Raw genomic sequence first — 18,035 nt, forward strand, 5'->3', positions numbered from 1 at the left:
CCGACTCCCTGTCGGCGTGTCAGGCTGAGAGGATAAAAAAAGGAGATTTCCGATGCGGCTTGTGATGGCAGCAGGATTGGCATGGGCGTTTTTGAGCCTCGGCGCGATACAGTCGGCAGCCCAGAATGCGCTGCCTGAACAGCGGTATTTGCAATCGCGGGATACGGATTTCTTCGGTGCTGATCTGACCAATCTGTTCGACACCACACAAGCCGCTTGCGCGCGTGCGTGTTCTGCCGAAGAGGCCTGTGTCGCCTATACGTTTAACACCCGCAACAACGCCTGTTTCCCGAAATCGGCCATCACGGAACGTCAGCCTTACGTCGGTGCGGTTTCGGCACAAAAGACCGCGACAGAACCGCGTGTTTTGGCCGCTCAGGCGGCGCGGCAAAATGATTTGGCGTTTCTGGAGACGGGTGATTTCGAAGCGGCGCGCGCATTGGTCGCGGCGAACGCGGCGCGCTACAGTTTTGACGGGGAAACGATAGAGGATCTGACCTCCGCGATGATCCGCGCCGAACAAACGGGTGAAACCGTTGTGGCCCAACGCTGGGCGGGCAAGGCTGCAGCCCTGTCAGACAGCGCGGATTTGTGGACAGCATATGCGCGATTGTCCCTGCTGCGGGCCAAATCCGGCCAGAACGCTGAACGGCGCAGCGCCCGACGCGCCGCGTTGCAGGCGGCAATCAACGGGTATTTTCGGGCGGATCAGTCCGGTTCGCGTGTGGAGGCGTTGCGCGTATTGGCGCAAGCGCTTGAAGCCAATAATCGGGGCCGCGACATGATACCGGCGCTGCGCCTTGCGTTGGACATCACCCCGCGCGACGATCTGAGTGCTGCGCTTGAGGATGCCATTGGTAAATACGGGTTCCGCGTCACGGAGCATCGCGTTGACAACAATGCAGCCGCGCCGCGCATCTGCACGGAGTTTTCCGAAAAACTGGTACAGGCGGGCGTCGATTACGAACCCTTCGTGCGTGTTGAAGGGCGCGGTCTGGTTGTACAAACCGACGACAGCCAGCTTTGCATCGACGGGGTGGAACATGGCGCACGCTATACGGTCACCCTTCGCGCGGGCCTGCCAGCGGCAAGCGGTGAAGTACTGCACAAGGATGTAACCCTACAGCTTTATGTGCGGGATCGCGCCGCTTCGGTCCGTTTCGCGGGCCGTGCCTATGTCCTGCCGCGTAGTGCCGATGCAGCCTTGCCGGTCGAGACGGTGAATGCGACTACGCTTGAACTGTCCTTGCGTCGGGTCAGTGATCGCAATCTGGTGCGCGCCATCCGCGAAAGTTATTTCGGACGTCCGCTAAGCGCACATGAAGATGACCGTTTCACGGATGCGCTGGCCAATGAGGTCTGGACCGGCGAAGCCACGGTGCAGAACGAGTTGAACGTGGATATGACCACTCGCTTGCCTCTTGCCGCGGCGCTGGAGGATCAGCCTGCGGGTGTTTACACGCTCAGCGCTGCGGTGCCAGGTCAGGACCGGTATGAAAACCCCGCTGCGCTGCAATGGTTTGTCTTGTCCGATTTGGGCATTACAACATGGAGCGGGACGGACGGCATGCACATCGCCGTGCGCAGGCTTGGCAATGCCAGGGGGGCGGCAGGGATCAAGGTTAGCTTGATCAGCCGCGCCAATGCGGTGCTGGGCGAGGTGACGACCGACGCTGACGGATTTGCACAATTTCCGGCGGGGCTGACGCGCGGCAACGGTGCCGCGCAACCGGCTCTGTTGATGGCCGAAGAGGGCAGCAGCGATGTAGCCTTCCTGCCGCTGACGGATCCGGCATTCGATCTGTCCGACCGCGGCGTGGAAGGCCACGCGCCCGCCCCGCCGATTGATACGTTTCTGACAACGGATCGCGGGGCGTACCGCGTGGGCGAGGTGATTTATGCCACGGTGCTGACGCGCGATGGTCAGGCCCGCGCATCGCAAGGGCTGCCGGTGACCGCCGTTCTGAAACGCCCTGACGGGGTTGAATACAGCCGTCAGCTTAGCCGCGACAGCAAAGCGGGCGGTCATGTTTTTGCGCTGCCTTTGGGCGGGGATGTGCCACGTGGCGCGTGGCGGTTGGATATTCACACCGATCTTGCCGCACCGGCGCTGGCCAGCCAAACCGTGCTGGTAGAGGATTTCCTGCCCGAGCGGATCGACTTTGACATCACCCTGCCTGATGCGCCCTTGCGCCTTGATCAAACGCCGCCCCTTGGTGTCGATGTGCGCTATTTTTTCGGGGCACCCGGTGCGAACCTGAAGGTGGACGGCGATGTGCGGCTGAGCCCCACGCGCGTACAAAGCGGTTGGCACGGCTACAGATTTGGCCGCTACGATACGGATTTTCGCAGGCAGACCCGAGTGATCGCAGGTGCCACAACAGATGCTCAGGGGCGCGCCGCGCTGGCCCTGCGCTTGCCGCAACTGGACGAGGAGCCACAAACCCCGTTGAATGCCACTGTGACTTTGCGTGTCGCTGAAGGGTCGGGGCGTCCGGTAGAGCGGCGCGTTGAAAAGGCGGTCACGCCTGCAACGACCCTGATCGGGATCAAGCCCGCGTTTGACGAGGTGCTGCCCGAAGGGGCTGACGCCGCCTTTGATCTGGTCGCAATGAACCCCGATGGCACCGCCGGCAAAATGCCTGTGCGCTGGACCGTGAACAAGGTCGAAACACGGTATCAATGGTATCAGCTTTACGGCAATTGGGAGTGGGAACCCGTCACGCGGCGCATCCGTGTTGCGACGGGCGATGTGGCATTGGATGGCACTGCCATGCGGATCACCGCTCCGACCGAATGGGGCAGGTACGAGCTTGTCGCGGAACGCATCGGCAGCCCGTATACTGTATCCTCGATTGAGTTTTCTGCCGGTTGGTACGGCGGTGACGGTGGGACAGATACGCCTGACCGGCTGGACCTGTCCCTTGACGCAGAAACCTATGAAACCGGCGATACCGCCACCCTGCGCCTTGTCGCTGGCGGTGAGGGCGTAGCGATGATCAGCGTGCTGTCTAATCGCGTGATTGAACGCCGCGTCGTGCCGGTTACTGCGGGCGAAAATACAGTGGCTTTGACGGTGAATGCAGACTGGGGCACCGGTGCCTATGTGACGGCCTCGGTGCTGCGCGGGATGGATGTTGCGGCAGGGCTGAACCCCAGCCGTCAACTGGGATTGGTCCATGCTGCCGTTGCTCCGGCTGACAAAAAGCTGAACGTCAGTTTTGATGTGCCCGAACAGCTTGATGGGCAGGCGGGCACCGTGACGGCGCGCGTTTTGGTCGATGGTATTGCTGAAGGGCAGACCGCCTATGTCACCCTTGCCGCGGTTGATCTGGGTATCCTGAACCTTACCGGTTTTGATGCGCCTGATCCTACAGACCACTACTTTGGCCAGCGCCGTCTGGGGGTTGGGTTGCGCGATATTTATGGGCGGCTGATCGACGGGATGAACGGCGCATTGGGCACAGTCCGCTCTGGCGGCGATGCGGCGGCCAGCGTTCAGGTGCAATCGCCGCCGCCGACCGAAAAACTGATGGCATTTTTTACGGGCCCCGTGGCGGTTGGCGCGGATGGTTACGCCGAGGTCGAGATCATCAAACCGGCTTTCAACGGGACGATCCGCTTGATGGCTGTGGCCTGGTCGCCAGACGCTGTGGGCGATGCAACGTTTGATGTTGTTGCGAAAGACCCTGTTGTCGTCACCGCCTCACTGCCGCGTTTCCTTGCCCCCCAAGACAGCAGCCGCTTGTTGCTGGAACTGGTACATGCGTCCGGGGCTGCGGGTGATGTCGCGTTGCAGATCTATGCGGATGCCGGTGTTGCATTGGGCGATGTGCCTGCCACAGTGCGTCTGGATGAAAACGCCAGCGCGCGGTTGAACATACCGGTCACCGCACGTGAAATCGGCGATCACCTGATCACTATTGTATTGACCACACCGGAGGGGGCCGAGCTGCGCAAGGTGCTGAACATGCCGGTGCGCGATAATGATCCAGAGGTGGCGCTGACCCGGCAATTCTCGCTCGGGGCGGGCGAAACCTTCACCTTTGACGACAATGTCTTTGCCGGTCTGCGTGCGGGCACGGGCACCGCCACCCTGACTGCCGGTCCGCTGGCGCGGTTTGACGTGCCGGGTTTGCTACAGCAGCTTGACCGCTACCCTTATGGCTGCACCGAACAACTCACCTCCGGTGCGATGCCGCTGCTTTACCTGAGTTCGGTCGCGCAATCGGCAGGGCTGGGAGAACCGGCGCAGATCAACGACAAGATCACACAGGCCATCGCGCGGATTTTGACGCGACAATCCAGTAACGGTGCATTCGGGCTATGGCGGGCCAATTCCGGTGAATTCTGGCTGGACGCCTATGTCACCGATTTCCTGTTCCGCGCCCGCGCGCAGGGCCACGCGATACCGGACCTTGCCTATTCGCTGGCGATGGACAATCTGCGCAACCGGATCAGCTATGCGCCCGATTTCGATCAGGGCGGCGAAGATATCGCTTATGCGCTGCTGGTACTGGCACGTGCCGGTGCGGCCAGCATGGGGGACCTGCGATATTATGCGGATACCAAAGCACAGGATTTTGCGACACCGCTGGCGCTGGCCCAACTGGGAACGGCGCTGGCCGCCTATGGCGATCCGCTGCGGGCTGATGCGATGTTCCGCAAGGCGGGCGCGATGTTGAACAGGGACACGCCGACCCGACAATGGCGCGACGATTTCGGCACGCCCCTGCGCGACACCGCCGCTGTCCTGAAATTCAGCGCCGAAGCTGGAAGTGACGCGCTTGACCCCGTTGCCCTGACCGCGAGCTTGCATGCTGGCAACAGCCGCCTGTCCACGCAGGAAGCGGCGCAAGTTGTGCTGGCAGCACATGCATTAAGCACGCCGGATGCGGTGGCAAAGCTAAGGGTGGATGGGGTTGATGCCAGTGGTCCCGTCGTGAAACGCCTGAACGCGGGTACCGGCGGCAGTTCCATGATCGAGAACATCAGCGCAAGCGCGATGGACGTCACGATGACCGCCTACGGCGTGCCCGAAGTTGCCCCGGATGCGGGCGGGTACGGATATCAAATCACGCGCCGTACCTTCACGATGGAAGGAACACCGGTTGAGGGGCCTGTCCCATCCGGCACGCGGCTGGTTGTGGTGCTGGAGGTCACCCCCTTTGAGGAAGTCGGCGCGCGGTTGATCATCGACGACCCGCTGCCGGCAGGGTTTGAAATCGACAACCCGAACCTTTTGCGCAGTGGCGAGATTGGCGCGCTCGACTGGCTTCAAACCAAAGACAGCGAAAACGCGGAATTCCGCAGTGACCGCTTTGTCGCGGCCGTGAACCATCGCGAGGCAAAGCCGTTTCAACTGGCCTATGTTGTGCGGGCTGTGACACCGGGGGTTTATCATCACCCCGCCGCCACGGTCGAAGACATGTACCGCGCTGAATACCGCGCCAATACCGCAACCGGATCGGTGACTGTCACGCCATGATCCGCCGGCTTGTCCCTTTTGTGCTGGTGTTGGCCCTCTGGGGTGCAGCTGCTTTGCGTGACGAAGTGGACCGTTGGGTTGGTGCCACCGTTTTGCCGCCCGTGCTGGTCGAAACCTCGGTCGAGATGCGCGACAGGCACGGCGTTTTGATGCGGGTGTTTCCGGTCGAGGATGGCCGCGTCCGACTGGCACTGCGGTTGGATCAAGTGGACCCGGCGTTCGTGTCGATGTTGATCGCATATGAGGACAAGCGGTTTTACCGTCACAGCGGCGTTGATCCGCTGGCCTTGCTGCGCGCCACGGGTCAGGCGGTTATGTCGGGGCGTGTTGTGTCCGGCGGATCGACCCTGACGATGCAGGTGGCGCGATTGCTGGAAAACTCCGGTACCGGACGATGGGCCGGCAAACTGCGCCAGATCAGGCTGGCTTTGGCGTTGGAACAACAGCTCGGTAAGGATGAGATCCTGACACTTTATCTTGCCCACGCGCCTTATGGTGGCGCGATGGAGGGGCTGCGGGCGGGCAGTCTGGCATGGTTCGGCAAAGAGCCGCGGCGGCTCACGATGGCAGAGGCGGCATTGCTGGTCGCCCTGCCACAAGCCCCCGAAACACGCAGACCGGACCGTCATCCAAGGGCCGCAAAAGCAGCCCGTGCGCGGGTTTTGGCAAGGGTCGCGGCACCCGATCAAATCCGCATGGCCGCAATCCCGCAAACCATGCGTCCGCTTGTGCGCCTTGCCCCGCATCTGACGGACCGGCTGCATGCACAGGATCCCGTTGCCTTGCGCCATGATCTGACGCTGGATGCGCGGATGCAGGCGCAGATGGAAACCCTTGCCGCCCGTGCAGTGCGGGGGCACCCCGCTGGCGTATCCGCTGCGATTGTCGTCGCGGATCATCGCAGTGGCGCGGTCCTGGCCTCGGTCGGGTCGCCCGCTTATGCGGACACAGGCGGTGCTTTGGGTTTTGTGGATATGACGCGGGCTCTGCGGTCGCCCGGATCGACCCTGAAACCATTTATCTACGCCATGGCGTTCGATCAGGGGTTGGCGCACCCTGATACATTGATCGACGATTCCCCCGTGGCCTTTGGCCGTTATGCGCCACAGAATTTCGACGGTGCGTTTCGCGGCGACGTTACCGTGCGCGAGGCGTTGCAACTGTCGCTGAACATCCCGCCGGTGCTGTTGACCCAAGAACTGGGTCCGGCGCGACTGATGGGGCTGATGCGCAAGGGGGGTGCCAAACCGCAACTTGCCGGCAAGGCGGGGTTGGCCGTGGCATTGGGCGGTGTGGGGCTAAGTCTGAATGACCTTGTGCAGCTTTATGGCGGGCTGGCGCAAGGCGGTGTGGTACATCCGTTGATCTGGCGGCAGGGCGTTACGCAACCGCCGCGCAACATCCTGTCCCCTGCATCCGCTTGGCAGGTGTCACATATCCTTGCCAGTATCGCCCCACCCAAGGGCGCGGCAGATGTCCGTCACATCGCCTATAAAACCGGCACGTCTTATGGCCATCGTGATGCATGGGCCATCGGATTTGACGGGGCGCATGTCATTGGCGTCTGGCTAGGGCGGCCCGATGGCACGCCTGTGCCCGGTGCCTTTGGCGGTGCGCTGGCGGCTCCTGTCCTGTTCGAAGCCTTCGGTCGGATCAGTCCGGTGCCGGCGCTGCTGCCTCCGCCACCGCCCGAAACGTTGATCGTTAGCACGGCGGCCCTGCCGGTGCCGCTGCAACGGTTCCGGCCCCGCGACGCGGTGTTTCGCAAAACCGTGAATGCGCCGGTGGTGCGGTTCCCTCCAGAAGGTGCGGTGCTGCGCCGGAACGGTGACGGGCTGCCGCTGAAACTTGCGGCTGGCGTATTTCCGCTGACTGTCCTTATCGACGGGGTGCCGGTTTTGACCGGCCTGAACCGCCGCGACATTCAATTACCGCTTTTGGATCAAGGGTTTTCGCGAATTTCGGTGGTCGATGCCACAGGCCAGTCGGCAAGTGTTCAGATCAGGATTGAATGATCGTGATCTTGTTGTGCGCGATCCGATGCCCTATTTCGAAAATACCATGAAACACGTGCTCGCCCTTACCTTATCCCTGATGACCGCCGCGCCGCTGGCTGCCCATCCGCATATCTTTGTGGATACCGGACTGGACTTGCAGTTCGACGCAAAGGGCCAACTGAGCGAAGTGCGGATCACATGGGCCTATGACGAGTTTTATTCGCTGCTGATCACCGAAGACCGCGGGCTTGACCCCGACTTTGACGGTGTGTTGACCGAAGCGGAAACAGCCGATCTTCAAGGGTTTGACATGCAATGGTCCGAAGGGTTCAACGGCGATCTGGTGATCACGCAAGACGGGCGCACCTTGACGCTTTCTGCGCCGATGCAGGCCACGGCCGTCTATGAAAACGCGCGTATTACCACGACCCATGTGCGGCAAGTGACGCAGGATCAAACCGTCGGTGCCCCGATCGAGATCAAGCCTTACGATCCAACCTATTACAGCGCTTATGACGTCACACTGCCGGTACGCATCAAGGGTACGACGTCCTGCGACAAGGCATTCGAGGTGCCCGATGTTCAGGCGCGCATGCAAGAGGTGAGCGACCAATTGGCGGCGATGGATGAAATGTCGGACGAAAACACGCCAGACATTGGCGTCCTGATGGCCACCACGGTGCGTGTGACATGCGACATGTCCTGAGTATCGCCGCCTGCCTCGTTTTTGTCGCGTTGGGGTGGTTCTGGTTCACCGGCGGGTTTGACCGTTTGGGTTTTTGGGCTGCAACCCAGCAACGCGATTTCCAGAACGGTATTGCGCGCGCCTTGCGCCTTGTCCGTGCAGGAGAAGCGGCCGCAATCACGACGGTGCTGTTGGGCTGTTTCGCCTATGGGCTGGCACATGCGGCCGGGCCGGGGCACGGTAAGGTCCTGATCGGGGGCTATGGATTTGCGCGTAAGGTTCCGATGCTGCGCCTGTCGCTGATCGCCTTGGCGGCATCGCTGGGTCAGGCGGTTACGGCGGTGCTTCTGGTCTATGCCGGTGTGCTGGTGTTGAACCTTGGCCGCGAAGCGATGGTGGAGATGACCGAAGCGATTATGGCACCCGTCAGCTATGGTGCAATCGCGTTGATCGGTTTGTGGCTGGTCTGGCGTGGTGTGCGCAAGCTGTCGTCGCGCGCGTCGGGCACCCAGCATGATCACACGCATGACCACGACCACACCCATGATCACGCCCATGAAGGGCACGACCACCACTGCGCCAGTTGCGGGCATGCCCATGGTCCTTCGCTGGATCAGGTCGAAAATGTGACAAGCCTGCGCGAGGCTTTGATGCTGATCGCGGGCATTGCGGTGCGCCCCTGCACCGGTGCGTTGTTTGTGCTGATCATCACATGGCAAATGGGCATTGGCGGGCTTGGCATTGCGGGTGCTTTTGCGATGGCGTTCGGCACAGCGCTTGTCACCATCTTTGTCGGGCTGGTGGCCGGTGGTCTGCGCGGCGGTATGTTGGCAGGGCTCAGCGGCTCACCCCAGCTCGCGCGGGCGATGGCGGGTCTTGAGGTGCTGGCAGGTATTGCGGTTGTGTTCCTCGCCGGTGGCCTGCTGCTGCGCGCGCTTTAACGGCGTCCTTCACGCAGCCATGCAGCGGTGATCAACGCCGCCGATAGCAACAAAACCAACCATCCGGGCAGGATCGCCGTCTGGCGAATATCGCGGGTTTCGTAAGCGCCGCGCGGCGTGATCCCGAGCCAGCCGCGCCCCGCCGCAGGACGCCCTGCACGCACGTTGCGCAACCGGGGCAAACCGTCCTCCAGACGTGCCACGCCGCCGCGTACCGAAGTAACAAGCGGTGCCAAGGCATCGCCGCTGGCAATGGTCTCGACAAATTCGCGCGGGGCTGCAGGGCCAAGGCCGATCACAGAGGTCTGATCGCCGTTATCCAGTCGATAAAGCCCCATCTCGGGGCCTTCGAACGCCCCGTCAAACACACCATCTGCACTTTCGGTCAGCGGTACCTCAACGGTGCTGCCGTCCGGTCCGGTCACGGTGACCGGTGGCACGGTTTCGCCCAAGGTGCGGCGTGTGATCCGCATGCTTTGGCCCTCGGCCGTGGCAACCAGCGCTTCTTCCTCAAGTTCTGGTTCTTTCATCATCCAATGGGCCAGACGGCGCAGCAGTTCCAACTGCGGTCCGCCTCCTTCATATCCGCGACTCCACAGCCATGCATGGTCCGAGGCGAGGAGTGCCACGCGCCCTTCCTCAACGCGGTTCAGCACCAGCAAGGGGCGTCCGTCGATGCCTTCCATCACCACATTGCCTTGCGGTTCGGCGACATCAATCTGGCGCAACCAGCGTCCCCAATCGCCGTTATCGGGCAGATTGGTCGTTACCGGATGGCGCTGACCCAAATCCGTCACAGTCGGACTGTAGGGTTCTTCCAGCACGCGTGCGGTTGGCGTGGCGGGGATGACCGCACCCAAGGGCGAGCGGTAAATGCTGTCAGCCGTTGCAAAATCAGGACCGGCAGCCACCAGAACCGCACCGCCCTGACGCACGTAGTTCGCGACATTGTCGAGATAGAGCGCGGGCAGGATGCCGCGCCGTTGATAGCGGTCAAAGATGATCAGGTCGAAATCCTCGATCTTTTCCATGAACAGCTCGCGGGTGGGAAAGGCGATCAGCGACAGTTCGGTTACCGGCACGCCGTCCTGTTTTTCCGGTGGGCGCAGAATCGTGAAATGGACCAGATCGACAGAGCTGTCTGATTTCAACAGGTTGCGCCATGTGCGCCCGCCGGGATGTGGTTCACCACTGACCAGCAGCACCCGCAACCGGTCGCGCACCCCGTTCATCTGGATCAGGGCCGCATTGTTGCGGTCGGTCAACTCGCCGGGCGCTTCCGGCAGGGAAAACCGGATCACATTACGCCCGCCATGGGGCAGGGTCACGGGCAGCTCAAGGTCCTGACCAATCGGCACGCGAAAGGTCTGCGCCGGTTCGCCGTCGATGGAGATGTCCAGCGGCGCAAGGGTTTCGCCCGCCGGCGCATTCCCGAGGTCATCAATGCGCAAGGTCAGCGTGACCGCTTCGCCAATGATCGCAAAGGCAGGTGCGTTGCTGACCGTCAAGCGGCGGTCCCAGTCGGCCTCTTTACCCGTCATCAGCAGATGCATCGGTGCGGGTAGATCGACAGGCAGATCAGCGTCATGCACACGCCCGTCGCTGATCGCCAGAATGCCGGCAATGCGCGCCTGCGGTTCCTCGGCCAGCGCATCGGTGATGGCCGTCATCACCTGCGTTCCTGCATCGCCCATGCCATCGGGCACGGTGATCCGGCGGATTTCGGTATTTGGCCGTGCGGTAATCTGTGCGGCCAGCGCCTGTGCCGCGTCGGATGTTTGCGCGGCCCGCCCGCCCAGTTTCTGGCTTGCGCTTTCATCCTCGACCAACAGGACAATGTCGCTGAGCGGCGCGCGGTCTTCTTGCTGATAAGACGGATTTGCCAATGCGCCCAGCACCACCGCTGCTGCGGCCCCGCGCAAAGCCCATCCGTTCAGCCCGCGCAGGATCGCCAATATCAACCCGATCAGCGCGATGATTGTCACCACGATCAGCAGGGAAAACGGGATCAGCGGATCATATACAAGTGTTGCGGTCATTGGCCCAGCCGTTCCAGCAGAGCAGGCACATGCACCTGATCCGACTTATAATTTCCTGTCAGCACATGCATGATCAGGTTCACTCCGAAGCGGTTGGCAAGTTCGCGCTGCCGTTCCCCGCCATAGCCGCGTCCAATGGGAACCAGTGGCGCACCGTCAGGGCGCACAGCCCATGCGGCGGCCCAGTCATTGCCCCCGATCACCACGGGTGTGACCCCGTCGTTCAGGTTGCGAAATGGCATGCCCTCTATCTGTTCGGCATTCGGCGGCGCGGCCTCGACCCAGATGTCGCGGCTGGTGTGGCGCCCCGGAAAATCACGCAGCAGATAGAAGGTGCGCGTCAGGACATGGTCTTCGGGCACCGGTTCAAGCGGAGGAATGTCCAGCGGCGCGGCAAGGTCTTGCAGTTTGCGCCCATTCGGGCTGGCGGTGCCGAAACCGGCGATATTGCCGTCACGTGTATCGAACAGGATCAGGCCGCCGGATCGCAGATAGTCGTTCAGCTTGACATAGGCCTCGGCAGAGGGGCGCGGTTGGTCCGGCGTGACGGGCCAATATAGCATCGGGAAAAAAGCCAGCTCATCCGTCTCCAGATCAACGGAGGTTGAGGGGGCCGGTTCGATGGATGTGCGGAAAAACAGCGTGTCCGACAGCCCTTGCAGGCCTGCGGCTGCGATTTCGTCGACCTGCGGGTTACCGGTGATGACATGGGCCAGCGATACCTCGGTCGTGGCGGCAAGCGCGAAAGCGTCGGCATCCGTTTGCGCGTCTGCGGACGGGGCGATGCCCGCAAACGGCAGCGCCAGAAACACCAGAGCTGCTGCATTGCTGCGGCGCAACAACTTGCCCGACAGGGCCAGCGATGCAACGATATCAGCCAACAGCAACAGGATCGACAGGCTAAGCAGCCAACCCGCCACCGGTTGTTCGGGGGGAACGGCCAGACCCCGCACGGGCACATCAAGGGGCCAGCTGGCTGGTGTCAGCGTGCTTTGGGCACCGAACACATTGCGTGCAAGACGCCGCTCGCCGCTGCTGTAGATCCCCGGGCGCAAGGCAGGGCCTGCGGGCGCGCCAACAAGATCGCCGCCATCGACACCGGGCAGATTTCCGGCATCGGAAAGGACGCCATATCCATCCATTACCTGTCGCGGGGTCCAAGTGGTGCCGGCCAGATCCCCCGCATCAGGCGAGGCCGCTGCGGAGGACAGAGCGAGCCGTTCCAGCATTTCGACAAACAGACCGGACAGCGGGAGCGTGGACCATTCCGCTGTTGCTGTGACGTGAAACAGAACAATTTGCCCTTGGCCCACAACCTTGCGTGTCACCAGCGGCGTGCCATCGCTGAGCGATGCGATCACGCGGTCCGCCAATGTGGGGTCGGGTTGCGCCACAACTTGCGCTGACACCACAACATCGTCGGGCACCGACAGGCCAAAGAAGGGCGAACTGTCCTTGAACGCATCCAGCGATTTGGGCTCGCCCCAACTCATCGCGCCGCCCACACTGCGCCCGCCAGCGCGCAGGCGCACGGGCATCAAGGGATCTTCGTCAAAGCGGCTGATGTCGCTGGCGGCAATCCGTGGACCAGCGAAGCGGACAAGCATGCCGCCCTGATCAATCCACTCCAGCAGCGGTGTTGCTTCTGCATCGGCCAGGGTCGCCACGTCTGCCAACACAATCACATCAGGATTGGCGGGCAGCACATCGGTTATGGAACCATCGATCAGGTCTGCCGTCGGGGCCAGCGCCTGTTCGATATAATGCAAGGGCGATAGCAGTTGCAGGCCTTCGCGGTCGCTGTCACTGCCGATCAGCGCCACTTCGCGGCGGCGCAGGGCGTCATCCACCAGCGTGATTGCGCCAGCTGAACGTTGCCCCGCGATGGCGAAACCGGTGATGCGTGCGCGCAGCTCTGCGGGCAGGGACAGCTCTGCCGTGGCTTGGGTCGTGCCATTGCCGAACACCGCATTTGCCGAGGCGAGGATGCGAGCATTGCCCGCAGGGTCACGCCCTTCGGCCTGTACGACCACCGTTCGTTCCGGTCCTGCGGCTGCACGGGCTACCGACAGTTTGACGATACTATCTTCGTAAGTTGCAGGCGCGATGGCCAGCACATTGGCCGCCGTCTGATAGACCTCGACGGTGCCGCGTGCCTGCATGGCGTCCAGCACCGTATCGCGCCCTTCAAAGTCAAGCGCATCACTGAACCAGATCGTATCGAATGCGCCAAGTTCGCCCATGATTTCAGTAGATTTTTCGATGTCGGTTGATGAGGGTTGCCACGCGGCAGGGGCAAGCCCTGCCAAACGGGAACGCCAGACATCTGCAGACTGGAACGCCGGGGCATCGGGGCGGGTGAGCGTCAGGAAACCGACGGTGCGTTCAGCACGGCTTGCACGGGTCAACTGCGCCTCTATCGCGGCGGTTTGTTCGGGCCAACGGGTCGCGCCCGCCCATGATCCGTCCAGCACAATCAGCAAGGGACCATCCCCCGGGGTTTGATCCGCTTGCGGGTTCAGGACCGGTCCTGCCAACCCCAGAATGATCGCGGCCACCGCAAACATCCGCAGCAACAAAAGCCACCATGGGGTGCGGTCGGAAACAGTTTCGTCGTCACTGAGCCCAAGCAGCAATGCGACACCGGGAAAGCGTCGGCGGATTGGCGCAGGTGGGACCGCGCGAAGGATCAGCCAGAGGATGGGCAATGCCAGAAGCGCCAGCAACAGCCAGGGCGCGGTGAAGCCGATGTTTCCCAGAACGGTCATGCGGCCACTCCGGCGCGGGCGTCCAGCGCGCCGTATAGCCACAAAAGCGCCGATTGCGCGGAGGTGTGCGTATGGTGCAGCCCGTATTGCCAACCGGTCAGGGCGCAAAGGCGCTGAAGCTCCGCTTTGCGTTCTGCCAAACGCGCCAGATAACGCCCCTTGAGGTCATTTGCCTTTAGCGTTTCATGGCGCAGCGTGCCGCCGACGCTTTCGAATATCGTGCGTCCGGTAAAAGGAAACACTTCTTCGGACGGATCCAGCACGTGATAGATCACCCCGCGCACCCCGCGATCCGCCGCTTTGGTCAGCGCGGTTTGTACGCCATCTAGGTCCCCCATGAAATCGGAGATGAACACCGCACGGGCATGCGGGATCATGGCGCGATGTTCTGGCGGGCTATAATCGGTGTCGTCATCCTGGCAGAACATTTCGGCCAGCCGCAACACTTGCGGATTACCGGTGCGCGGCGGCAGGCGGGTGCCGGTCAGGCCGACCCGTTCGCCGCCCCGCAGCAGCAGGATCGCCAACGCCAACCCGAGAACCCGCCCGCGGTCCGCTTTTTCTGCCAAATCCTTGTCGGAGGAAAACCGCATGGAGGCACCCTGATCCACCCAAAGCATCACCGATTGCGCGATCTGCCATTCGCGCTCGCGCACAAATTCCTGATCTCCCATAGCGGACCGGCGGTGATCAATCATCCGCCGGCTGTCGCCCTGTTGTGCGGGGCGGTATTGCCAAAAATCATCGCCCACGCCGGACCGCCTGCGCCCGTGCGCACCCAGCAACACCGCGCCGGCAAGATGTTCGGCGCGCGCCAGCAATGCCGGCAGGCGCGCGGCCTGATCCTCGGCGGTGGCGCGAAGGGTGACGGGGGTATTCACGCGGCTGCTTTCGTTCCGGTCAGGTGGATGGCGGTTTCATCGATCAACCCCTGCAGGCTGTCTCCGCGGGCGCGGGCAGCAAAGTTCAACGCCATCCGGTGCGACAACACGGGCCGCGCCATATCGAGCACGTCTTCCGCAGACGGTGCCAGACGCCCTTGCAACAAGGCGCGTGCGCGGACGGCCAGCATCAAGGCTTGCGCGGCACGCGGGCCGGGCCCCCAAGCGACAGTGTCACGCACCCGCTCGCTCGCGCCCTCTTCTTCAGGACGGAATGCGCGGACCAGATCAAGGATCAATTCAACAACAGAGTCGCCAACCGGCATGCGGCGCAACAAGCGTTGCGCATCAAGCAACTCTTGCGCCGTGAACACCTGTGTGGCCTGTGCATCGGTGTCACCCGTGGTCGCCAGCAGGATATCGCGTTCGGTATCGCGGTCAGGGTAGGCGACGTCGATTTGCACAAGGAAACGGTCCAGCTGCGCCTCTGGCAGGGGATAGGTGCCTTCCTGTTCGATCGGGTTCTGGGTCGCCAAAACGTGAAACGGAATACCCAAAGTGCGGTCCTGTCCCGCGACGGTCACGGTCTTTTCCTGCATCGCCTGCAACAGCGCGGATTGGGTGCGCGGGCTGGCGCGGTTGATTTCATCAGCCATCAACAGCTGGCAAAACACCGGCCCTTCGACAAAGCGGAACGCACGGCTGCCATCCGGCGCTGTATCCAGCACCTCGGAACCCAGAATATCGGCGGGCATCAGATCCGGCGTGAACTGAACACGACTGCCATCCAGCCCCATTACGGTGCTAAGGGTTTCGACCAGCAGAGTTTTTCCAAGACCGGGCAACCCGACCAGCAGACCGTGACCGCCACACAAAAGTGCGGTCAGCGTCAAGTCGACCACCCTTTCCTGCCCGATAAAACGGTTGGTGATCGACTGCTTGGCCGTGCCAAGCTTTGCGCCCAATGTTTCAATCTGGGCCACCATGTCGTCGGCTTGGGTCATGACATTTGCTTCCTAAGGGTTATATCGGTTTAGTCTAACCTACCTCTTTCACAGGAAATGGCAAAAGCAATGAGCGGACAAAATCCCGTTACCCCGACTGCGAGTACACTGGCGGAGGCTGCGCGCGCAGCGAAAACACGCGGATTGCCGCCGTTGGAGAAATGGAACCCGCCGTTTTGCGGTGATCTGGACATGCACATCAAACGCGATGGCACCTGGTTTTACGAAGGAACCCCGATTGGGCGACCGGAACTGGTCAAACTTTTCTCGACGATTCTGTGGCGGGAAGGGGACAAGTATTTCCTTGTGACGCCGGTCGAAAAGGTCGGGATCACGGTTGAAGATGCGCCGTTTGTTGCTGTCGATTTCGAGGCAGAGGGTGAGGGAGACGCGCAAAAACTGAGCTTTTCCAGCAATGTAGGCGATACAGCCGTCGCCGGCCCGTCCAACCCGATCCGCGTTGAGCGCGACCCTGAAACCGGAGAACCCGCCCCCTATGTGTTGATCCGGCGCAATCTGGAAGCGCTGATCGACCGCAAAAGCTTTTACCGTCTTGTCGAACTGGGGGTGCACCACGAGGGTTGGTTTGGTCTGTGGTCACAGGGCGCATTCTTTGGCATCATCCCTTCTGATGAATTGCCCGAAGATGCCTGAATGACAATGAGACCTGCCGCCAATCTAAGCCATCTCTGGCCCGAACTTCCTTATCTGGATCGCTTTGCCGCTGCAGCTTCTGCGGGGTTCGAGGCGGTTGAAGTGCTGTTTCCCTATGATGTCGCGGCCAAGGACACCCAACGTGCGCTGATCGCGAATGGCCAGCGAATGGTACTGATCAACGCGCCGCCGCCAAACTATACGGGGGGCGCACGCGGATTTGCAGCCCAACCGGAAATGGTGGAGCGTTTTCAATATGATATGAAACGCGTCTTTCGTTACGCCCAGGCGCTGAAGGTGTCGTTTGTGCATGTGATGACAGGCGTCGCAGCGGGGAATGTGGCAAAGCAGACGCTGATCGATAACCTGAAATGGGCGACGCAGACGGCGCCAACGGGGCTGACCCTGACGCTGGAACCGCTGAATTCTGTAGCGCAGCCGGGGTATTTCCTGAACGATTATGCCTTGGCGGCCGAGGTGATAAGGGCAGTTGATGCGCCAAATCTGGGCCTGCAATATGACAGCTATCACGCGCAAATGATCCACGGCGATGCGGTGGCGGTGTTTGATCAGTACCTGCCGCTGATACGGCATGTCCAGATCGGCGACGCACCGGATCGCCGTGCGCCCGGAACGGGGGAGGTGGATTTTGACGCGCTGTTCGCGCGGCTCAAAGCGACAGGGTATGACGGCTGGATCAGTGGCGAATATGCGCCAAACGGACCAACCGAAGAGACATTGGGCTGGATGACGGCCTAGCCGCCGCCCGAATTTGCGCCCCTACAACTGGAATTTGGTTAACGCCCTTATTTTCAAGGGCGAATCGGCTGTGCCATGCGTACACCCCCTGTGCACCCCCCATGCACCCTGCGGTGCACCGTTGGCAATTTCGGGCGCATGTTAATCCGACGTGCGCGCCTGTTGCGTTAACGAGATGTCAACGTTCGGTTGGTTAATCTGGGAAAAGAAGCGGCGCGTCACCGGATTGCCACGGAGGATATTTTAACATGATTTGAGCAAAGAGATCAGACGCCAGAAAAGCAGTAAGCCACGCCTGAAGGTCGGGCCATGGCTGCGCATCGAACCACGGTTTGTCGATAAAGGCGAACTGGCGGACGAAGGGCAACGTGGCGAAATCGGCAAGCGTTGGTTTGCCGAAGATATGTCCGTCAATTTGCGCATCAAGTTCGGTTAGGAAGCTAGCGGCGGCAGCGCGGTGTTCTTTCGGATCTTCGTCGGGGTAGCGCGTCGCGTATTTGGTGCGATCAAGGGCGGTTTTGAACGGGCCATCCACGCGGGTGATCAGCGCGTGACCCTCCGCCGGCATGTTGAGCCACCCTTGCGGGTCGGCGTGGTTTAGTGCCCACAGCATGATGTCGAAGCTTTCGTCGATAACCTGGTCGCTCAAGACAAGACTGGGCACCGTTCCACTGGGCGAGGCATCAAGAAATGCCTGCGGTTTGTCACGCAACAGGATTTCGCGCAGTTCAACCTGCACCCCCGCGCTGGCGATGGCCAGACGGGCGCGCATTGCATAGGGGCAGCGGCGAAAGGAATAGAGAACCGGCGGCACGGCGC

Annotated in this window: 11 protein-coding genes; 6 read left to right on the forward strand and 5 right to left on the reverse strand. The window is 61.7% G+C overall.

The genetic code is table 11. From position 1 onward, the window contains the following. Positions 1-52: 52 nt before the first annotated feature. From Z947_RS0104550 to Z947_RS0104565, 4 genes are read left to right on the forward strand one after another with little or no spacing between them, the layout of a single operon-like run. Positions 53-5,488, forward strand: a complete 5,436-nt coding sequence (locus Z947_RS0104550) for an alpha-2-macroglobulin family protein (protein WP_025043132.1) — start codon at positions 53-55, stop codon at positions 5,486-5,488. Then, on the forward strand, positions 5,485-7,503 hold the full coding sequence (gene pbpC, locus Z947_RS0104555; protein WP_025043133.1) for a penicillin-binding protein 1C: 2,019 nt from the start codon (positions 5,485-5,487) through the stop codon (positions 7,501-7,503). The genes Z947_RS0104550 and pbpC overlap by 4 nt, the downstream gene beginning before the upstream one ends. Further along, entirely contained in the window at positions 7,496-8,191 is a 696-nt protein-coding gene (locus Z947_RS0104560; RefSeq protein WP_240477510.1) for a DUF1007 family protein, read from the forward strand. Before pbpC ends, Z947_RS0104560 begins: the two co-directional genes overlap by 8 nt. Beyond that, complete coding sequence (locus Z947_RS0104565; RefSeq protein ID WP_025043135.1) at positions 8,176-9,111, forward strand: nickel/cobalt transporter; 936 nt, start codon at positions 8,176-8,178, stop codon at positions 9,109-9,111. Before Z947_RS0104560 ends, Z947_RS0104565 begins: the two co-directional genes overlap by 16 nt. Here Z947_RS0104565 and Z947_RS0104570 read toward each other — a convergent pair. The 4 genes from Z947_RS0104570 to Z947_RS0104585 are packed head-to-tail and all read right to left on the reverse strand — an operon-like array spanning position 9,108 to position 15,803. Beyond that, positions 9,108-11,150 carry a membrane protein gene (locus Z947_RS0104570; protein WP_025043136.1) on the reverse strand — a complete coding sequence of 681 codons (2,043 nt, stop codon included), beginning with the start codon at positions 11,148-11,150 and terminating at the stop codon, positions 9,108-9,110. The two genes, Z947_RS0104565 and Z947_RS0104570, sit on opposite strands and share 4 nt — an antisense overlap. Next, positions 11,147-13,918, reverse strand: coding sequence for a DUF4159 domain-containing protein (locus Z947_RS0104575; protein ID WP_025043137.1), 2,772 nt, complete (start codon positions 13,916-13,918; stop codon positions 11,147-11,149). Before Z947_RS0104575 ends, Z947_RS0104570 begins: the two co-directional genes overlap by 4 nt. Then, on the reverse strand, positions 13,915-14,799 hold the full coding sequence (locus tag Z947_RS0104580; protein ID WP_025043138.1) for a DUF58 domain-containing protein: 885 nt from the start codon (positions 14,797-14,799) through the stop codon (positions 13,915-13,917). Before Z947_RS0104580 ends, Z947_RS0104575 begins: the two co-directional genes overlap by 4 nt. Continuing rightward, entirely contained in the window at positions 14,796-15,803 is a 1,008-nt protein-coding gene (locus Z947_RS0104585; protein WP_025043139.1) for an AAA family ATPase, read from the reverse strand. The genes Z947_RS0104580 and Z947_RS0104585 overlap by 4 nt, the downstream gene beginning before the upstream one ends. 69 nt (positions 15,804-15,872) lie before the next feature. On the opposite strand from Z947_RS0104585, the gene Z947_RS0104590 reads away from it, so the two are divergent. Together Z947_RS0104590 and Z947_RS0104595 are read left to right on the forward strand one after the other, a co-directional pair. Further along, positions 15,873-16,457, forward strand: coding sequence for a DUF1285 domain-containing protein (locus tag Z947_RS0104590; protein WP_025043140.1), 585 nt, complete (start codon positions 15,873-15,875; stop codon positions 16,455-16,457). A gap of 6 nt (positions 16,458-16,463) precedes the next feature. Next, complete coding sequence (locus Z947_RS0104595; protein WP_025043141.1) at positions 16,464-17,216, forward strand: hydroxypyruvate isomerase family protein; 753 nt, start codon at positions 16,464-16,466, stop codon at positions 17,214-17,216. A 193-nt stretch (positions 17,217-17,409) separates the two neighbouring features. Here Z947_RS0104595 and Z947_RS0104600 read toward each other — a convergent pair whose 3' ends face one another. Then, positions 17,410-18,030, reverse strand: coding sequence for a glutathione S-transferase (locus Z947_RS0104600; RefSeq protein WP_025043142.1), 621 nt, complete (start codon positions 18,028-18,030; stop codon positions 17,410-17,412). Positions 18,031-18,035 lie beyond the last annotated feature (5 nt).

This window comes from Sulfitobacter geojensis, assembly GCF_000622325.1.
GTDB lineage: Bacteria > Pseudomonadota > Alphaproteobacteria > Rhodobacterales > Rhodobacteraceae > Sulfitobacter > Sulfitobacter geojensis.

What these genes read in the sequence shown, in the direction of transcription:
- Z947_RS0104590 (WP_025043140.1), top strand. Translation starts at nt 15,873, where the DNA reads ATGAGCGGACAAAATCCCGTTACCCCGACTGCGAGTACACTGGCGGAG.
- Z947_RS0104585 (WP_025043139.1), bottom strand. Translation starts at nt 15,803, where the DNA reads ATGACCCAAGCCGACGACATGGTGGCCCAGATTGAAACATTGGGCGCA.
- Z947_RS0104550 (WP_025043132.1), top strand. Translation starts at nt 53, where the DNA reads ATGCGGCTTGTGATGGCAGCAGGATTGGCATGGGCGTTTTTGAGCCTC.
- Z947_RS0104565 (WP_025043135.1), top strand. Translation starts at nt 8,176, where the DNA reads ATGCGACATGTCCTGAGTATCGCCGCCTGCCTCGTTTTTGTCGCGTTG.
- pbpC (WP_025043133.1), top strand. Translation starts at nt 5,485, where the DNA reads ATGATCCGCCGGCTTGTCCCTTTTGTGCTGGTGTTGGCCCTCTGGGGT.
- Z947_RS0104570 (WP_025043136.1), bottom strand. Translation starts at nt 11,150, where the DNA reads ATGACCGCAACACTTGTATATGATCCGCTGATCCCGTTTTCCCTGCTG.
- Z947_RS0104575 (WP_025043137.1), bottom strand. Translation starts at nt 13,918, where the DNA reads ATGACCGTTCTGGGAAACATCGGCTTCACCGCGCCCTGGCTGTTGCTG.
- Z947_RS0104595 (WP_025043141.1), top strand. Translation starts at nt 16,464, where the DNA reads ATGAGACCTGCCGCCAATCTAAGCCATCTCTGGCCCGAACTTCCTTAT.